The 17449-nt window shown below is 70.2% G+C and carries 20 protein-coding genes; 13 read left to right on the top strand and 7 right to left on the bottom strand.

The window, feature by feature from the left end; all coding sequences use genetic code 11:
- Positions 1–124: 124 nt before the first annotated feature.
- A complete protein-coding gene (locus tag VED21_RS10835; RefSeq protein ID WP_324882360.1) occupies positions 125–1453 on the top strand; it encodes a diguanylate cyclase domain-containing protein in 1329 nt (442 codons plus the stop codon).
- Between the two features lie 26 nt (positions 1454–1479).
- Here the strand turns inward: VED21_RS10835 and VED21_RS10830 are convergent, their stop codons facing one another.
- Positions 1480–2358: a hypothetical protein gene (locus tag VED21_RS10830; protein WP_324882359.1), complete on the bottom strand. Its 879-nt coding sequence runs from the start codon at positions 2356–2358 to the stop codon at positions 1480–1482.
- A 323-nt stretch (positions 2359–2681) separates the two neighbouring features.
- Between VED21_RS10830 and VED21_RS10825 the strand changes: the two genes are divergently transcribed.
- From VED21_RS10825 to VED21_RS10790, 8 genes are all read left to right on the top strand, one after another.
- Complete coding sequence (locus VED21_RS10825) at positions 2682–3980, top strand: 3-deoxy-D-manno-octulosonic acid transferase (RefSeq protein ID WP_324882358.1); 1299 nt, start codon at positions 2682–2684, stop codon at positions 3978–3980.
- The gene (gene lpxK / locus VED21_RS10820) at positions 3977–4954 is read left to right on the top strand and encodes a tetraacyldisaccharide 4'-kinase (RefSeq protein ID WP_324882357.1); all 978 of its coding nucleotides are present in this window, start codon (positions 3977–3979) and stop codon (positions 4952–4954) included. The genes VED21_RS10825 and lpxK overlap by 4 nt, the downstream gene beginning before the upstream one ends.
- Positions 4954–5862, top strand: coding sequence for a lipid A biosynthesis lauroyl acyltransferase (locus tag VED21_RS10815; RefSeq protein ID WP_324882356.1), 909 nt, complete (start codon positions 4954–4956; stop codon positions 5860–5862). The genes lpxK and VED21_RS10815 overlap by 1 nt, the downstream gene beginning before the upstream one ends.
- Before the next feature lie 108 nt (positions 5863–5970).
- Positions 5971–6630 carry a LysE family translocator gene (locus tag VED21_RS10810; protein ID WP_324882355.1) on the top strand — a complete coding sequence of 220 codons (660 nt, stop codon included), beginning with the start codon at positions 5971–5973 and terminating at the stop codon, positions 6628–6630.
- A gap of 112 nt (positions 6631–6742) precedes the next feature.
- Positions 6743–7138, top strand: coding sequence for an NADH:ubiquinone oxidoreductase subunit NDUFA12 (locus VED21_RS10805; RefSeq protein ID WP_324882354.1), 396 nt, complete (start codon positions 6743–6745; stop codon positions 7136–7138).
- Positions 7139–7173: 35 nt separating this feature from the next.
- On the top strand, positions 7174–7671 hold the full coding sequence (mlaD, locus tag VED21_RS10800; protein WP_324882353.1) for an outer membrane lipid asymmetry maintenance protein MlaD: 498 nt from the start codon (positions 7174–7176) through the stop codon (positions 7669–7671).
- A 123-nt stretch (positions 7672–7794) separates the two neighbouring features.
- Positions 7795–8037, top strand: a complete 243-nt coding sequence (locus VED21_RS10795; protein WP_324882352.1) for a hypothetical protein — start codon at positions 7795–7797, stop codon at positions 8035–8037.
- A gap of 107 nt (positions 8038–8144) precedes the next feature.
- The gene (locus tag VED21_RS10790) at positions 8145–8540 is read left to right on the top strand and encodes a DUF2155 domain-containing protein (RefSeq protein WP_324882406.1); all 396 of its coding nucleotides are present in this window, start codon (positions 8145–8147) and stop codon (positions 8538–8540) included.
- 3 nt (positions 8541–8543) lie between these two features.
- Here the strand turns inward: VED21_RS10790 and aat are convergent, their stop codons facing one another.
- Positions 8544–9191: a leucyl/phenylalanyl-tRNA--protein transferase gene (aat, locus tag VED21_RS10785; protein ID WP_324882351.1), complete on the bottom strand. Its 648-nt coding sequence runs from the start codon at positions 9189–9191 to the stop codon at positions 8544–8546.
- Positions 9192–9334: 143 nt separating this feature from the next.
- Between aat and VED21_RS10780 the strand changes: the two genes are divergently transcribed.
- Together VED21_RS10780 and VED21_RS10775 are read left to right on the top strand one after the other, a co-directional pair.
- Entirely contained in the window at positions 9335–9982 is a 648-nt protein-coding gene (locus tag VED21_RS10780; RefSeq protein WP_324882350.1) for a ribonuclease T2, read from the top strand.
- A gap of 96 nt (positions 9983–10078) precedes the next feature.
- On the top strand, positions 10079–10426 hold the full coding sequence (locus VED21_RS10775; RefSeq protein WP_324882349.1) for an endonuclease domain-containing protein: 348 nt from the start codon (positions 10079–10081) through the stop codon (positions 10424–10426).
- A 74-nt stretch (positions 10427–10500) separates the two neighbouring features.
- On the opposite strand, the gene accC is transcribed toward VED21_RS10775, so the two are convergent.
- From accC to aroQ, 3 genes are read right to left on the bottom strand one after another with little or no spacing between them, the layout of a single operon-like run.
- Positions 10501–11844, bottom strand: coding sequence for an acetyl-CoA carboxylase biotin carboxylase subunit (gene accC / locus VED21_RS10770; RefSeq protein ID WP_324882405.1), 1344 nt, complete (start codon positions 11842–11844; stop codon positions 10501–10503).
- A 22-nt stretch (positions 11845–11866) separates the two neighbouring features.
- Entirely contained in the window at positions 11867–12310 is a 444-nt protein-coding gene (gene accB / locus VED21_RS10765; RefSeq protein ID WP_324882348.1) for an acetyl-CoA carboxylase biotin carboxyl carrier protein, read from the bottom strand.
- 22 nt (positions 12311–12332) lie between these two features.
- On the bottom strand, positions 12333–12782 hold the full coding sequence (gene aroQ / locus VED21_RS10760; protein WP_324882347.1) for a type II 3-dehydroquinate dehydratase: 450 nt from the start codon (positions 12780–12782) through the stop codon (positions 12333–12335).
- A 218-nt stretch (positions 12783–13000) separates the two neighbouring features.
- On the opposite strand from aroQ, the gene VED21_RS10755 reads away from it, so the two are divergent.
- Entirely contained in the window at positions 13001–13441 is a 441-nt protein-coding gene (locus tag VED21_RS10755; RefSeq protein WP_324882346.1) for a hypothetical protein, read from the top strand.
- A 23-nt stretch (positions 13442–13464) separates the two neighbouring features.
- A complete protein-coding gene (locus tag VED21_RS10750) occupies positions 13465–13716 on the top strand; it encodes a hypothetical protein (protein WP_324882345.1) in 252 nt (83 codons plus the stop codon).
- Positions 13717–13719: 3 nt separating this feature from the next.
- Here the strand turns inward: VED21_RS10750 and VED21_RS10745 are convergent, their stop codons facing one another.
- A complete protein-coding gene (locus VED21_RS10745) occupies positions 13720–15783 on the bottom strand; it encodes an HD-GYP domain-containing protein (protein ID WP_324882344.1) in 2064 nt (687 codons plus the stop codon).
- Positions 15784–15897: 114 nt separating this feature from the next.
- Positions 15898–17214 (bottom strand): GTPase, encoded by a 1317-nt coding sequence (locus VED21_RS10740; RefSeq protein WP_324882343.1) that lies wholly within the window; start codon positions 17212–17214, stop codon positions 15898–15900.
- Positions 17215–17449 lie beyond the last annotated feature (235 nt).

The raw sequence follows: 17449 nt of genomic DNA, 5'->3' as shown, positions 1-17449 counted from the left end.
GGCGCCGCCCGTCGCGGCGGCGCCCTTCGTTCCTCACACAAGAGAGTGGTGGATCTGGAACGCTTCGGCTATACACCGCAAACGAACGTTTTGACGTGTATTCTTGCCAACCCGAGGCATGGCGATGGCCCAAGCGGTCTGGGGACGGCGCGCATCGGCGCTGCTGTCCATCCTCTTTTGGGCCGCGCTGACCGGCGGTTCGCTCGCCTACAACCTGAACCTGCTCGACCATCAGGCGGCCGACAACGCGCTGGCGCGCGGCCGCATGCTGTTCAAGATGATCGAGACGACGCGCCTGTGGAACGCCGAGCGCAACGGCGTCTACGCCGCGGTGTCGGCGCACACGCCGCCCAACCCGCTGCTTGAGGACCCCGACCGCGACGTCACCATCAACGGGCAGCCCTACACCAAGGTCAACCCCGCCTACATGACGCGCCAGATCGCCGAACTGGTGCAGAAGGACGCCGGCGTCACCTTCAACATCACCAGCCTGAACCCCATCAACCCGAACAACCGGGCCGACGTCTGGGAACGGGTGGTGCTGAAGTCCTTCGAATCCGGCCGGCGCGAGGTGCTGGAGCGGGTCGAGCAGCCGGACGGCCCCGCCTACCGCTACATGGCGGCGCTGGTCACCGTGGAGCCGTGCCTGGGCTGCCACGCCAAGCAGGGCTATCAGGTCGGTGACATCCGCGGCGGCATCAGCGTCACCATCCCCGGCCCCTTCGTCCTGTCGGAGATCGCGCCGCAGACGCGCCAGACCATCGTGCTGCACGGCGTCGTGTTCCTGGTGCTCTCCGCCGTCAGCCTGCTGTTCCTCAACCGCCTCGCCGGCGCCTGGGAAGCGATGGAGGGCATGGTGGCCGCCCGCACGGCCGAGTTGCGCCGCGCCAACGAGGCGCTGGAGCGCATCGCGCTCTACGACCAGCTCACCGGCCTGTGCAGCCGCACGCTGTGCGAGGAGCGCCTGAAGCGCGCCCTCCAGCGCGCGGAACGGCACGGCAATCTGGTCTCCCTCACCTACATCGACCTGAACGGCTTTAAGCCGGTCAACGACACGTACGGGCATCAGGCTGGCGACGTGGTGCTGCAGATCACCGGCCAGCGCATGCTGGCGGCGGTGCGCAAGGTGGACACGGTGGCCCGCCTGGGCGGCGACGAGTTCGTCATCATCATGGAGGACGTGGCCAGCCGCGACGACTGCATCCGCGCGGTGGAACGCACGCTCTCCCGCATCGCCCAGCCGGTGGCCCTGCCCGACGGCACGCAGGTGGTGGTGCACGCCAGCGCCGGCACGGCCTTCTTCCCCACCGACGCCGAGACGCCGGAAACGCTGATCGCCGCCGCCGACGCCGCCATGTACCGCGCCAAGAACGAACAGCACGCCGCTCCCGACACCTGCCGCCACGTCGTCGCCGACGACGACCTGGAACTGGTGCCGATCAACGGGGCGTGACGGCGCGGATCAGCGCCGGTTCGGCATCAAGCCTCGCTTTCGGCCGTGGCAGCTTTCAAGCGCTCCAGAAACTCTTCTTCCTCACGGTCGATCTCGGCAAACTCCTTGTCCCGGATGTGCCGCCAGTTGGCCATGAGCACCTCGTTTCCCAGGATGGAAATGCTCGCCATCAGCACCGCGAGGTATTCGGACGTTGCCTCCCCAAAGCTGTCTGAAAGGCCGGAAATCAGGAAAGCACCGCAATTGCAGATAAGAAGCACGCCAACTCTTTCTATCTGCGGCCTCTTGACCCAATATTTGTCAGCAACGACGCGCCTGCGATAGATATATGGCGCGATCGGGTCTCCATCGGCAGGCTTGTACTCATCAAGAGACAAAAATTTGCTCATATTCCTAATGATCAGAAGATTTCCTCGCAAATCGAGAACATTTATACATATTGCTACAATGCAAAATGCTTGGATATTATCGACAACGAAGCCCATCAACACGAATCCAAGCGCCAAACCAATCGACAAAAGCGGAATATAGTTTGCACCTTCCAGATCCCGAACTCGCATTGGGATCTTCGCCTTCAAGTAAATTTCAAGAAGTATGTTGTATTCGTTTTTTACCGCACTGCGATATCGCACATACCAGACAATTGTAACAATTGACAAAATAATCACATAACCTTTGTCAGATAGAAACATCCAGGCGGAATAGGCGGCCTGACGGAAAAGCCAACCACTGCCTAGCACCTCCAAACCATACCTGGCGATCCAGCCAAAATATTGGCCAACTTCAAGCTTGTAGTTAACTATAATTGAGAATGACACAATTCCAAATATGACGTCGCTCACGTCAATCAGCTTCAAAAGCCACCTTTCGGCCCGACCGCCGACACCCAAAACAGAGCCAATCATATTCACCTCATATGCCTTTGAAGGTTACCGGAAAAAACGCGATGGGCCACAAGCATGATAACATCTATTTTAGAACATAAAAGACTATCACGAGGAAGAGTGCAATTCCATAATCATATATGACTGACCTCTTGCCCTGAGGACAGGGCATTTCGCGATCGCCCTTTCACCGATCGAAGCAGTTGGCAGCCCCCCTCCCCCTGCCAGCCGATCGCTCCCCGAATCCCGACGCTTCGAATTCAGGCACAGCCCATGCTAAGGTGCCGGCCCTTGCGGGCAGGGTCCCGCGGCGGGTCCGGGTTCCCATTCTTGTTTCGATGCGCATGCTCCAGTCCCTCTATCGCGGCCTGACGTCCATCGCCGGGCCGGCGGTGCGCCTTTACCTCCACCGCCGCCGCGCGGCCGGCAAGGAGGACCCGCAGCGCCAGGGAGAGCGGCTGGGCCACGCCTCGCGCCCACGGCCGGACGGGCCGCTGGTGTGGCTCCACGCCGCCAGCGTGGGCGAGGCCAACTCCATCCTCGTGCTCGTCGACCGGCTCCTGGAACGCGCCCCCGACCTCACCGTGCTGCTGACCACCGGCACCGTCACCTCGGCGGCACTGATGGGCCGCCGGTTGCCGGAGCGCGCCATCCACCAGTACGTCCCGGTCGACCTGCCGGACGCCGCCGCCCGCTTCCTCGACCACTGGCGCCCCGATCTCGTGCTGTGGATCGAGTCGGAGATCTGGCCAAACCTGCTGGGCGCCATCCGCGCGCGCCGCATCCCGGCGGCCCTGGTCAACGCCCGCATCTCGGCGCGCTCCTTCGCGCGCTGGCGCCGGGCGCCGGGCTTCATCGGCGGCCTGCTGGGCACCTTCCGCATCGCGCTGGCGCAGACCGACGGCGACGCGGAGCGTCTGCGCGCGCTGGGCGCCGGGACCGTGTCCTGCGTCGGCAACCTGAAGTTCTCGGCCGCCCCGCCGCCGGCCGACCCGGCCCAGTTGGACGCCCTGCGCGGCGCCGTCGCCGGCCGGCCGCTGTGGCTGCTCTCCAGCTCCCACCCCGGCGAGGACGAGGTTGCGGCGGCGGTGCACGAGGCGCTGGCCGCCGACCTGCCCGGCCTGCTGACCGTCGTCGTGCCGCGCCACCCGCACCGCGGGCCGGACATCGCCCAGGCGTTGCGCGCTCGCGGCCTCGCCGTCGCGCGCCGTGCCGAGGGCGCCCTGCCCGGCCCGCAGGACGCCGTCTACGTCGCCGACACCATGGGCGAGCTTGGCCTTTTCTACCGGCTGGCGCCGGTGGTGTGCATGGGCGGTTCCTTCGTGAACCACGGCGGCCAGAACCCGGTGGAGCCGGCGCAGCTCGGCTGCGCCGTGCTGTACGGCCCGCACATGTGGAACTTCGCCGAGATCACCGACCGGCTGGAGGCCGCCGGCGGCGCCATGCCGCTGCCCGACCCGGCGGATCTGGCCCCCAACGTCCGCCGCCTGTTGACCGACGAGGCGGAACGCGCGCGCGTCGTCGCCGGCGCCGCCACGGTGACCGAGCACAACCGCCGCGTCGTCGACCGCGTGCTGGACGTGCTGGCGCCGCTGCTCGACGAGGCCGGCGTGCGGCGCAGGGCGGATCGGCCGGCCGCATGAGGACCCCCGCCTTCTGGTACCGGCCGCCCACGGCGGCGGCGCTGGCGCTCGCCCCGCTCGGCGCGCTCTACGGTCTGGCCGGCCGGCTGCGCTTCGCCACGACGCGCGCCGAACGGGCTCCCGTTCCCATCGTCTGCGTCGGCAACCTCGTGGCTGGCGGCGCCGGCAAGACGCCAGTCGCCCTGGCGCTGGCCGAGGCGCTCGCCGCGCGCGGCACGGCCGTGCATTTCCTGACGCGCGGCCACGGCGGCACGGAACGCGGCCCCTTGCGCGTCGACCCCGCCCGCCACGACGCCGGGCAGGTCGGCGACGAGGCGCTGCTCCTGGCATCCCACGCCCCCACCTGGGTGGCGCGCGACCGCGTGGCCGGCGCCCGGGCCGCCGCTGCCGCCGGGGCCGAGGTCGTCGTCATGGACGACGGTTTCCAGAACCCGCACCTCGCCAAGGACCTGTCGCTGGTCGTGGTGGACGGCGCCGCCGGCTTCGGCAACGGCTGCCTCCTGCCCGCCGGCCCCCTGCGCGAACCGGTGGCGCGCGGCCTGTCGCGCGCCGACGCGGTCGTGCTGATGGGCGAGGACCGCACCGGCGTCGCCGCCCGCGTCGCCCCGCTGCCCGTGCTGCGCGCCCGCGTCGAGCCGGACGCCGACCACGGCTTGCGCGGGCGGAGGGTGCTGGCTTTCGCGGGCATCGGCCGGCCGGAGAAGTTCTTCGCCACCCTCGAATCGCTGGGCGCCGTGCTGGCCGGCCGCGTCCCCTTCGCCGACCACCACCCGTACACCGCCGCCGAGGTGGCCGACCTGCTGGCCCGCGCCGAGGCGCTAAACGCCCTGCCCGTCACCACCGCCAAGGACGCCGTCCGCCTGCCGGCCGACGTCCGCGCACGCGTGCGCGTGCTGCCCGTCTGCGCGGTGTTCGACGACGCGGAAGCACTCGGCGCGCTGCTCGACCGGCTTCCCGCGCTGGGGAGGGCCTGATGGGAAAGCCCCGCAGCCCGGCCGTGCGCTGGCTGACCAAGCACCTCTCCTACCCGCTGGAGGCGGCGGCGGCCTATGGCTTCGCCGCCCTGTGCCGGGCGCTGCCGGTGGACACGGCGTCGGCCTTTGGCGGCTGGCTCGGCCGCACCATCGGGCCGTTCCTCTCCAGCACGCGCACCGCCCGCCGCAACCTGACGCGCGCCTTCCCGGAGAAGAGTGCCGCCGAGATCGACGCCATCATCACCGGCATGTGGGACAACCTGGGCCGCACCATGGCCGAGTACCCGCACCTTGACCGGCTCGGCGACTCCGGCCCCGGCGGCCGCACCGAGTTCATCGGGGCCGAGCACGTCACCGCCATGCGCGACGACGGCATCGCCGGCATCGTGGTGTCCGGCCACCTCGCCAACTGGGAGGTGCCGTCGGTGGTGTCGCGCAAGCTGGGGCTGGAACTGGCGCTGGTCTACCGCGCGCCCAACAACCCCATCGTCGACCGCCTGCTGACCGACCTGCGCGGGGCCGCCACCGGCACGCACATCCCCAAGGGTCCGGATGGTGCGCGCGCCCTTATCCGCATCCTGGGCCAGGGCGGCCACGTCGGCATGCTGATCGACCAGAAGATGAACGACGGCATCCCCGTCCCCTTCTTCGGCCGCGACGCCATGACCGCGCCGGCCGCCGCCCAGCTGGCGGTGCGCTCCGGCATCCCGATCCGCCCGGCGCGGACCGAGCGGCTGGGCGGTGCGCGCTTCCGCGTCACCGTCTACCCGCCGCTGGAAATGCCGGCCAGCGGCGACCGCAACGCCGACTCGCGCATCCTCATGCAGCGCGTGAACGAGTTGCTGGAGGGCTGGATCCGCGAACGGCCCGAGCAGTGGCTGTGGATGCACCGCCGCTGGCCGGACTGAGGCCCACCGCCAGAGGCGCCGAATACCCGACCTGCGCACTGCGCCGATGATCCGCCACGGTCCCGCCGCTATACTCGGCCGCACCGCCGCGCCGATTCGGGGTTTGCCATGCCGTTCGATCCGCACCTGTTCCAGCTCTACCTCGTCGCCGCCATGATCCTTGTGATCACGCCGGGGCCGGATTCGCTGCTGGTGCTGTCGCGCGGGCTGACGGAGGGGCGGCGCGCCGGCTTCGTGGCGACGGCGGGCATCACGGCGGGCAACGTCATCCAGGCGCTGTTGGCGGCGGTGGGCGTGTCGGCGCTGATCGCCGCCTCGCCGGTGCTGTTCGACGTGTTGCGCTACGCCGGTGCGGCCTACCTGGCGTGGATCGGCACCCGCGCCCTGTGGAGTGCGATCCAGGCGCGCCGTCAGGGCGGCGCCACGGCGGAGCCGGTGCGCCCGCCGCCGGCCTCCACCCGCATGGTGTTCGTCAACGCGCTGCTGACCAACCTGCTGAACCCGAAGATCATCCTCTTCTACCTCGCCTTCGTGCCGCAGTTCGTGGCGCCGGAGCTGGGGTCCGTGGCGCTGCAGACCTTCACCTACGGCATCATCCTGGGCGGGCTGGGCTGCCTGTACCTCCTGGGCGTGGCGGCGGCCAGCGCCGGGGCGGCGCGCGCGCTGATGACCAGCCGCGCCGTGCACGCCGTGCTGGACGCCGTGGCCGGCGTGCTGTTCCTGGGCTTCGCCGTGCGCCTTCTGCTGACCGAGCGACGCTTCGCCTGAGGCCGGAGAAAACCTGTCCTTCGCAGTGGACGGGCGGCAATCGCGGTGCCATAGTGCGCCGCGTCCGATGGAACCCCCTTTGGCGGGCGGCAACGCCCGATCACGGCCGACAATGAGCGATAAGATCTCCCTCATCACGTGGATGGCCAACGTCCACATCCGCTTCCTCACGTGGCGCCGCGGCGAGCTGGTCGGGACCGACCGCTTCGGCAACATGTACTACCGTGACCGCAGCGTGTCGCACGGCAGCCGGCGCGAGCGCCGCTGGGTCATCTACAAGGGCGAGCCGGAGGCCTCCAAGGTCCCGCCGGAGTGGCACGGCTGGCTGCACCACACCCACAAGGACCCGATCCCGGAAGGCAGCAGCCCCTACCACAAGCCGTGGCAGCAGGAGCACGTGCCGAACCCGTCGGGTTCGCTCCAGGCCTACCGCCCGCCCGGGCACGTGCTGCAGGGCGGCCGGCGCGTGCGCGCCACCGGCGATTACGAGCCGTGGACTCCGGGCTGAGGCCCGGCGTCCACCACGGCCGCTAGGAATCCATCATGCGCCGGAACGTCATCGAAACCGTGCTGGGCGGCGTCGTCCTCGTCGTCGCCGGCTTTTTCCTCGTGTTCGCGTACACCAGCGCCGACCTGCGCAAGGTGGACGGATATGAGGTGACGGCCCGCTTCGGCTCCATCAGCGGGCTGCAAAGCGGTGCCGACGTGCGCATCAGCGGCGTCAAGGTCGGCACGGTCACGTCGCTGACGCTCGACCCGAAAAGCTATCAGGCGGTCGTCCACCTCTCCATCGCCCCGGACGTCAAGCTGCCCAAGGACACCGCCGCCGTCGTGGCGAGCGAGAGCCTGCTGGGCGGCAAGTTCATGGCGCTGGAGCCCGGCGGCGACCCCGACATGATCGCCCCCGGCGGCCGCATCGAGTACACGCAGAGCACCCCCGGCCTGGAACAGCTCCTGGGTCAGGTGATCTTCAGCCTGCAAAGCAACGCCAAGGGCGGCGACAAGGCCGAAACCGGCAAGGACGCCCCGCCGAAGATGTGACCCGTATCCCATCGGACGTCACCCGACACCGGGCCGCGCTTGCGCGGCCCGGTGCGTTTTCAGGAACCATCCGCGCCCCGTGCCGTTCTTCCGCCTGAGCGTAACCTCAGCGGGAGATTAGCCATGCGTTTCCGCACCCTGGCCGTGTTCGGCCTGTGCCTGTTCGCCGCGGCCTGCGGCCGCACCATGGAGGAGAAGGCCGCCACCGGCGGTCTGGGCGGCGCCGCAGCCGGTGCCGTGGTGGGCGGCCCGGTCGGCGCGGTGATCGGCGGTGCCGCCGGCGCGGGTGCCGGCGCCGGCGCCGAAAAGCTGGAGGAGCGGCAGGAAGATCGCGACACCCGGCGGCGCACGGGCAGCGGCGGCTGAGCCTCAGCCCTGCGATCGCGTAATCGAGCGACAGCGCGACTGGACGCGGCGGCGCTTCCGATGTAAACGGCGGACACCGTCCACCATCGGAAGCCACCGTCGTGACGATGTTCGACACCGCGCGCGCGGCCTTCGCGGCCCTGCTTCTCGCGGCTCCGGCCCTGGCGGCGCCCGCCGCCAACGCGCCCCCGCCGCAGATGATCGAGCGCCCGGCCGCCCGTCTCCAGGGCCTCGACAAGGTCACCGCGCGCACCACCACCTTCGACATCCGGGCCGGCGAGACCAAGGTCTTCGGCAGCCTGCGCGTGACCCTGCGCGCCTGCCGCGAGAACCCGCCCATCGAGGCGCCCGAGTCGGCCGCTTTCCTGGAGGTTGTCGAGATCAAGCCCGGCGAGCAGGCGGAAACCGTGTTCAGCGGCTGGATGTTCGCCTCCAGCCCCGCCCTCTCGGCCATGGAGCACGCCGTCTACGACGTCTGGGTGCTGTCCTGCCAGGAGAAGTGACGCCTACCCCTCCCCCGTCCCGTCCAGCAGGGCCGCCAGCGCCGTCGCCTGGTCGACGCCCGCGAAATCGGTGGGCTTGCCCAAAGCCGCCGCCAGGCGGCGCCGGTATTCCGCGCGCGGAATCTCGACGGCGCCGAAGCGGGTGAGGTGCTCGGTCACGAACTGCGTGTCCAGCAGCGTGTAGCCCGCTGCCCGCAGCCGCGCCACGAGATGGACCAGCGCCACCTTGCTGGCGTCGGTCTCGCGGCTGAACATGCTCTCGCCGAAGAAGGCGCCGCCCAGCGACACGCCGTACAGCCCGCCCACCAGCCGCCCGTCGCGCCAGCACTCCACGCTGTGCGCACAGCCCTGCCCGGCCAGTTCGCTGTACAGCCGCACGATGTCCTGGTTGATCCAGGTCTTGGGCCGCTCGGCCGTGGGCTCGGCGCACGCCTCGATCACCGCGCGGAAGGCGCTGTCGACGCGCACCTCGAACGGCCCGCGCCGCACGGTGCGGCGCAGCCGCTTTGGCACGTGGAACGCGTCCAGCGGTAGGATGCCGCGCTGTTCGGGATCGAACCAGTAGAGGTCGTCGGAGTCGGCGCTCTCCGCCATCGGGAAGATGCCGGCGGCGTAGGCCCGCAACAGAAGCGTCGCGTTCAGTTCGATCATCGGCGGTCCGTCATCCGGTGGGACACAGAGAGTACCCTCGGTCGCGGCGCCGCCGCCACTCCGCCGAGACCTGCAGCCCGAGACGCGGCCCGCCACTCCATGGTATGCAATTCCCCCGCGAGACAAACACCGTGGAGCCGAAAATGCGGACGATCACCGCCTTTTCCATTCTCTCTCTGATTGTGATTCTGCTGGCGCCGCTCGAGGCCGCCGCGCAACGCAAGGCCGACCCCGGCGCCTTCGACTACTACATTCTCAGCCTGTCCTGGTCGCCGGCCCACTGCTCCCGCCCCGACCGCGACGATGATCCTGACCAGTGCGGGGCCGGCAAGAACCACGGCTTCGTGGTGCACGGCCTGTGGCCGCAGCACGAACAGGGCGGCTACCCGCGCTCCTGCTCGGCGCAGCGGACCGTGCCGAAAGCGGTGGTGGACGAGACCATGCCGGTGATGCCCAGCCCCAGCCTGATGGTGCAGCAGTGGCAAAAGCACGGCACCTGCAGCGGCGTCGACGTGGTGAAGTACTTCGCCACCCTGCGCGACGCCGCCGCCCGCGTGACGGTTCCCGACGCGGTGAAGACGCCCAAGCCCGACCTGTCGCTGCCCCCCGAAAAGCTCCAGTCGCTGTTCACCGAGGCCAACCCCGGCCTGACGCCCGACATGGTCGCCGTGATCTGCGCCCGCCGTCAGGTGACCGAGGTGCGCGTGTGCCTGGACAAGGACCTGAAGTTCCGCGCCTGCGGCAAGGGCGTGGCGGATCGGTGCGGCAAGGGCATGGCGCTGAAGGGATAGCCAATCCATGCCCTCCCCCTGCTCCGCAGGGGGAGGGAGGGACCCACGCGTAGCGTGGGAGGGTGGGGGCAACGGCTTACCCAGGAGGCCACGGCCATGAAAGGTGTCCCAGAAAGCACTTTGGCAAAGGCCCGCACGCTGCGCCGCGACCCGACCCCGGCCGAGCGTGCATTATGGCGCCTGCTGCGCAACCGGCAGGTCGGCGGGTTCAAGTTCCGCCGGCAGCATCCGGTGCCGCCCTATGTGCTGGACTTTGCCTGCCTGGAGGTGTGCGTCGCCGTCGAATGCGACGGTGAGCAGCATGCCGGATCGCCGCGCGACGCCCAGCGCACGGTGTATCTGGAAACACAGGACTGGCGCGTGCTGCGGTTCTGGAACCACGAGGTTCTGGAGAACCCGGAGGGTGTCGCCGAGACGATCCTGGCGTGTCTGTCGTCCCGATAGGGCGTCGCCCCCACCCTGCCCGCTCTCGCGGGCTTCCCTCCCCCGCCGGAGGCGGGGGAGGGACTAAACCCACCCTACTTCTTCAAACCCATCAGCTGTTCCAGCCAGTGGATGTCGTAGTCGCCGTTGATGAAGGCCTGCTCGGCGATGATGCGCTGGTGCAGCGGCAGCGTCGTGTCGATGCCGCCGATCACGTACTCCTCGATGGCACGGCGCAGGCGCATCAGGCACTCGTTGCGGGTCGTGCCGTGCACCACCAGCTTGGCGATCAGGCTGTCGTAGTGCGGCGGCACGCGGTAGCCGTCGTACAGCGCCGAATCGACGCGCACGCCCAGCCCGCCCGGCGCGTGGTAGCCGTCGATCTTGCCCGGCGACGGAACGAACGTCTCCGGGTTCTCGGCGTTGACGCGGCACTCGATGGCGGCACCCTGGAAGCGGATGTCGCCCTGCGTGTAGCCCAGGGGCGCGCCGGTCGCCACGCGGATCTGCTCGCGCACCAGGTCGATGCCGGTGATCATCTCGGTGATCGTGTGCTCGACCTGCAGGCGGGTGTTCATCTCGATGAAGTAGAACTGCCCGTCCTCGAACAGGAACTCCATCGTGCCCACACCACGGTAGCCGATGGCGGCCGTGGTCTTGGCGGCCAGCGTGCCGATGAAGTCGCGCTGGGCGGCGTTCAGCGCCGGCGACGGCGCCTCCTCGATCACCTTCTGGTGGCGGCGCTGCACCGAGCAGTCGCGCTCGCCGAAGTGCACGCAGTTACCGTGCGTGTCGCCCAGCAGCTGGATCTCGATGTGGCGGGGACGGCCGAGGTACTTCTCGATGTAGACCTCGTCGTTGCCGAAGGCGGCGCGCGCCTCGCCGCGGGCCAGCTGGTAGGCCTCGCGCAGCCCTTCCGGGTTGCGGGCCACCTTCATGCCCTTGCCGCCGCCGCCGGCCGCCGCCTTGATCAGCACCGGATAGCCGATGTCGCGGGCGATCTGCTCGGCTTCCTCAAGCGTCGGCACCGGGCCGTCGGAACCCGGCACCACCGGCAGCCCCAGGCGGCTCACCGTCGACTTGGCGGTGACCTTGTCGCCCATGATGCGGATGTGCTCGGGCGTCGGGCCGATGAAGGTGAAGCCGTGCTCCTCCACCATCTCGGCGAACTGCGCGTTCTCCGACAGGAAGCCGATGCCCGGATGGATGGCGTCCGCCCCGGTGATCGTCGCCGCCGACAGGATGGCCGGCACGTTCAGGTAGCTCTCGCGCGCCGAGGCCGGGCCGATGCACACGCTCTCGTCGGCGAGGCGCACGTGCATGGCGTCGGCGTCGGCGGTGGAGTGCACCGCCACCGTCTGGATGCCCATCTCGCGGCAGGCGCGATGGATGCGCAGTGCGATCTCGCCGCGATTCGCGATGAGAACCTTTTCGAACATCGCCAAGGGATGCGTCCTTCCCTTACTCGATGACCATGAGGACTTCGCCGAACTCCACCGGCTGAGCGTCGGCGATGGCGACCTCGGTCAGGGTGCCGCCGCGCGGCGCCTTGATCGGGTTCATCACCTTCATGGCCTCGATGATGAGCAGCGTCTGGCCGGCCTTCACCTGGTCGCCCACGCGAACAAACGGCGTGCCGCCCGGTTCCGGCGCCAGATAGGCGGTGCCGACCATGGGCGAGGTCACAGCACCCGGATGCTGCGCCGGCTTGGCGCCCGCGGCCGCCGCGATCGGGGCCGCGGGGGCCGCCGGGGCCAGATGAACGGCCGCAGCCGCCGCTGGGGCGCCGCGGGTGACGCGGATGCGCTTCTCGCCCTCGGCGAATTCGATCTCGTTCAAGCCCGTCTCGCGCAGGAGGTCCGCCAGCTTGCGGATCAGGTCGCCGTCGATGTCGAAGCTCGCCATGCTCATGAAATCCCGTGTTCTGTCAGTCGCGGTCGAGGATCTGCGCCAGGGCCTCCAGCGCCAGCAGATAGCCGTGCGGGCCGAAGCCGCAGATCATGCCCTTGGCCACCGGGGAGATGTAGGAGTGGTGGCGGAAGGCTTCCCGCTTGAAGATGTTGGAGAGGTGCACCTCGATCACCGGCAGCTCGGACAGGATGAGCGCGTCCATGATGGCGACCGAGGTGTGGGTGTAGGCGCCGGCGTTGATGACGATGCCGTCATGCTCCGTGCGGGCCTGCTGGATCCAGGAGACGAGTTCGCCCTCGTGGTTGGACTGCCGGAAATCGATGCTCAGGCCGAGCTGCTCGGCCCGCTCCTGGCAGGACGACTCCAGGTCGTCGAGCGTCAGCGAGCCGTAGATGTGCGGCTCCCGTACGCCCAGCATGTTGAGGTTCGGTCCGTTCAGGACCAGCACCGACGCGTCGATGGCCACGAAGCCGCGCCCTTCTTCCAGATCAGGTGGCGCGTTTATAGCACGCTCCGTCGCCAGGGCAATGGCCGCGAGGAGACTGCGGCGATTCCCTCGTCCAACCACAGGGCCAACCCCAGGCGGCGGCACGGCATAGCCAACCCATCCTTTGGTAGCACTCGACCGCCCGGCGGCACCGGCGCCATACTGCTGGCCCCACCCCGCACCACCAGGGATACGCCATGTCCAGAGTGCCCGCCCTGTTCACCGCGCTCGCGCTGCTGGCCGGCGCGGCGCTCACCGCCCCCGCCTCCGCCGCCGACCTGGCGCGCAACCGCACAAACCTGCCCGAACTGGTCCTCGGCACCGAGGACGGCGACGACTTCTTCGTCTCGCAGAAGGAACTCACGCTGGAAGGCGGGAAGTTCTACCGGCTGGAGATCACCGCCAAGGGGCAGAAGGAATACATGTTCCGCGCCCCCGACTTCATGCGCGACATCTGGGTCAACCAGATCGTCATCAACCATTTGGAGGTCCACCCCATGGGCGCGCCCTACGCCCTGGAGTTCGACGACCAGGGCACCATCGCCATCGACTTCGTGCCCATGCGCACCGGGGAATACACCTGGAGCATCAAGGGCCTGGAGGACAAGGGCATGACCGGCAAGATCATCGTGAAATAAAGAAACGGAATGTGAGGAAACGCATGCGCACCCCCATCCTTGCCGCCTCCCTGGTCGCCCTCCTCCTCGCCGGGCCCGCGCTCGCCGACGACCAGTCGGACTGCGTGGCCGGCATCGAGTTCATCAAGGCCGAGATCGCCAAGGCGCCGGCCCAGCCCACGCTCGACGCCCTGAAGAAGCAGCTGCGCAACGCCGAGCGCGAGCAGCGCGAGAAGGAGTACGACGAGTGCCTGGACGCCGTGAAGGCGGCCCGCAAGGCCGTGGCGGCGAAGTAGCCGTCACGCCGGCTCCTCCAGCCGCACCGTGCCGCTCTCCAGCACGCGGATGCAGGCATCCACCACCGCGGCGTCGTACAGCGTGCCGCGGTGGGCACGGATCTCCCCCAGCGCCTCGGCCACGCTCAGCGCCGGGCGGTACGGGCGGTGCGCGGTCATCGCCTCCACCACGTCGGCGACGGCCAGGATGCGCGCCTCCAGCCGGATGGCGTTGCCGGCCAGCCCGGCGGGATAGCCGGAGCCGTCAAGCCGCTCGTGGTGCTGGGCGATGGCGGCGGCGACCGGCCAGGGGAACTCGACGCCGCCGATGATGTCGGCGCCGGCCGCCGGGTGTTCCTTGACCAGCTCGAACTCCAGCGCGTTCAGGCGGCCGGGGCGGCTGAAGATCTCGGCCGGGACGGCGACCTTGCCGATGTCGTGGATGATGCCGGCGACGTACACGCCCTTCACCCGGTCTTCCGGCAGGCCCAGCGCGCGGGCGATGCCGGCGGCCAGCTCGGCGACCCGGCGCTGGTGGCCGGCGGTCGAGGGGTCACGGATCTCCACGGTTGCGGCAACCGCCTGGATGGTCTTCTCCAGCGCACGCTCCAGCCGGTCCTCGTCGGCGCGCCAGCGGACACGGGTGCGCAGGGTGACGATGCCATAGGCAAGGTCGCCGGCCATCTCGCTCAGCAGCGCCCGTTCCTCCCCGTCGAAGCCGGCGGCGTCGCGCCCGTGGATGGCGATGGCGCCCAACGGCGCCCCGCCGCCGTCCCGCAGCGGCAGCAACAACAGGCCGTGCGGCGTCGGCCGGTGCAGCGTCACCCCGGCGCGGATGGGATCGGCCAGCGCCGCGGCCTCCGCCTCCGGCAGCACGCCGTCGCCGCACTGCGCGGCGACGCGCACCGCCCCCTCCTCCACCAGCGCCACCCAGGCCTGCGGATAGCCGCCGACGTCGACCACGATGCGGCACATCTCGGCCAGCAGGTCCGGCTCGGCGGTGGCGTGGATCAGCGCCTGGTTGCCGCCGGACAGCGTCTTCAGCGTGCGCTGCAGCCGCGACAGCGCGGCCACGGTGCGGCGCTGCTCGTCGAGTTGGCGGGCGAGGTCGTCGGCGTGCACCAGCATCCGCCCGGTCAGCGGCCGCAGCACCAGGAACAGGCCCAGCGTGCCCAGCAGCGTCAGCCCTGCCGCCGTGCCGCCGACCGACAGCACCAGCCGGTTGGAATCATAGTACAGCTCGTCCGCGTCCATGCGCGCGGCCAGCAGCCACGCGGTGCCCGGCACGCGCCGCGCCACCCAGACGACCGCACCGCCGCCCTCGGGCTCCACGCGAACCAGCGACGGCGCGTCGCGCGCGGCGTCCAGCGCCGCGCCCAGCCCGGCCTCTTCGCCCACGGCGCCGTCGCGCGGGACCAGCACGCCGTAGCCACCGGCCCCGCCCTCGACCACCAACCCGCCCTCGACCACCAGACGGCTCGCCCAGGTGCGGCCCACGTGATGGCCGTCCGTCACCAGCGCCTCTAGCGCGGCGCCGTCGAACAGCACGACGTCGGTCCCCTCGCGCCGTCCCGTCCGCCCGTTGATCGGCGCCACCACGACCACCCGCGCCCGCCCGTCCGGCGCCAGGGTCAGGTCGCCGACCACGGGATCGGCACCGACCGTCGGGACCGGCGCCTCCGGGGCCGGCGCTTCACCCACCGTCACCACCGCGCGGCCCTCGCGGTCCAGCCGCACGATGCCCAGCATCTCCGGCGCCAGACGCAGCGCGTCGGCCAGCTTGTCGGCCGAAAAGGCGTGCAGCGCCTCCTGCGTCATGACGCCGTCGTTGTATTGGACCAGCGCGTCGCGGATGACGGTACGGCTGGTGACCTGACGCGTCAGATCGCGCAGGCGCGACAGCGCCTCGCCGATGGCCATGACCTGCTGGTCCAGCGAATGGGACAGGTTGCGGTCGGCGGCGGCCACCGTGTGGCGTTGCAACGGCACCACGCAGGCCGCGGCGACGGCGATGCTGAGCGCCACCATCGCGGCGATGGCGTAGGCGACGATGCCCTTCTGGAGACGCGCCGCATCGGTCGTGCGCATGACCGGCCTCGCGCAGGAAACGGAAACTCACGAATCCCATGGATTCTAGCCCCCGCCATTCTGCGCCCAGCGCGCCCCTTTCGCAGGGGTGCGGTGAGGAAAGCGCATGCGGCCCTATGCGCGCGCCACCAGCGACTCGCGGGCCTTGGCGACGCGGCGCGCCGCCCCCCGCCCCCACCCCACCGGGTTCGCGCGGAACAGCGACCGGAAGACGCGCGTCGCCCGGCGGAAGGCCCGGCGCGGGTCCAGCCCAGCCTCGCCCGCCTGTTCCGGAAGGCCGGCGGCGATGCCCTGCGCGGCGGCCGCGCGCAGCCACAGATGCCCGGCGACCAGCAGCGCCATCACCACCGCGAACGCCCCGACGAGGCGGACCGGCACGCCGCGCGCCCAGTTCACCCGCCCTTCCACCAGCCAGGACACGAACGGCGGCAGGGTCTCCCGCCCGGCGAGGTGCACCGCGCCCGCCGCCAGCCCCGCCAGCAGCCCGATCCACAGCACGTCGGCCAGAAGCACGCGCCAGCGCCAGCGGCGCAGGGCCCTGCGCACCAGCGGCACCTGCTCGCCGTCCACCGCCGCGGCGGCGCCGGCCAGCAGCGTGCGGATCTGCTCCGCCCGGCCGTCCCGCACGGCGTCGATGCGCTTGCGGATCTCGGCGAACTGCGCGTCGCACCGCGCGGCGAATCGCGCGCGGCGTTCCGCGTCGGCCAGCAGCGGCGCGTCGGCGCCGGCAGCATCCGCGTCGTAGACGGCGTAGATGCCCTCCACCAGCCCGGCCTGGGCGAGCACCTCCTTCCACACGCCGACCAGCGTCTCGACGTCGTCGTCGGTGGCGCAGGCGTCGATCTTGTTGAGCACGCAGACCACCTTGCTGCGGCACCCGGGAGCGAGGCGGTGCAGCGTGCTGCGGATGGCCGGCGGGTCGGGATGGCAGGCATCGAAGAAGACGAGCACGAGGTCGGCCGCCTCGACCACCGCCTCCACCAGCCCCGGCGGCGCGTCGTGCGCGCCGTCAAAGCCCGGTGTGTCGACCAGCAGCATCCCCTTCAGCGCGTCGCTGTCTGATGCGGCGAACCGCAGCCCGCCTTCGCCCTCCAGCAGCCCGGGCGGCAGGCGCGGGTCGGCGGGATCGGGCGGCGCCGATCCGTGCGCCAGCAGCGTGAATCCGCTCCCCTCCCCGCCCGCGACTGGTGCGCCGATCAGGCGGTTGATGAACGTGGACTTACCGGAGCCGGCGGTGCCCAGCACGGTGATCACCGGCCACCACGGCGCGCGCGTCGCCAGCGATTCGCCGGGGCGCAGGAAGCCCGGCCGCTTCAGGGCGCGGTCGAGGTCGCGGGCGGCGGTGAGCAGCGGCAGCCGGTCGGGGCTTTCGGCGGCGAGGCGCGCCTCCAGGTCCTTCAGGCGCCGGCGCAGGGGGGGACGTGCGGACATGGCACCCGTGTACCATGGCAGCCGGCGACCGGCGCGGAAATTTGCCGTCGCCGCCGCGCGCGCCTATGATCGGCGGACTTCGCGGAGAGCATCGTTGACTCACGACCACCACACGCACGCCGCCCATCATCACGACCATGCGCATGACCATGGGCACGGCCACCACGGCCACTCCCACGCCCCGGCGGTGACCGCCGACAGCGAGCGGCGCATGCTGCTGGTCATGCTGATGACC

It is taken from the genome of Azospirillum sp., assembly GCF_035627195.1.
GTDB lineage: Bacteria > Pseudomonadota > Alphaproteobacteria > Azospirillales > Azospirillaceae > Azospirillum.
This window is presented reverse-complemented; position numbering and strand designations above follow the sequence as displayed.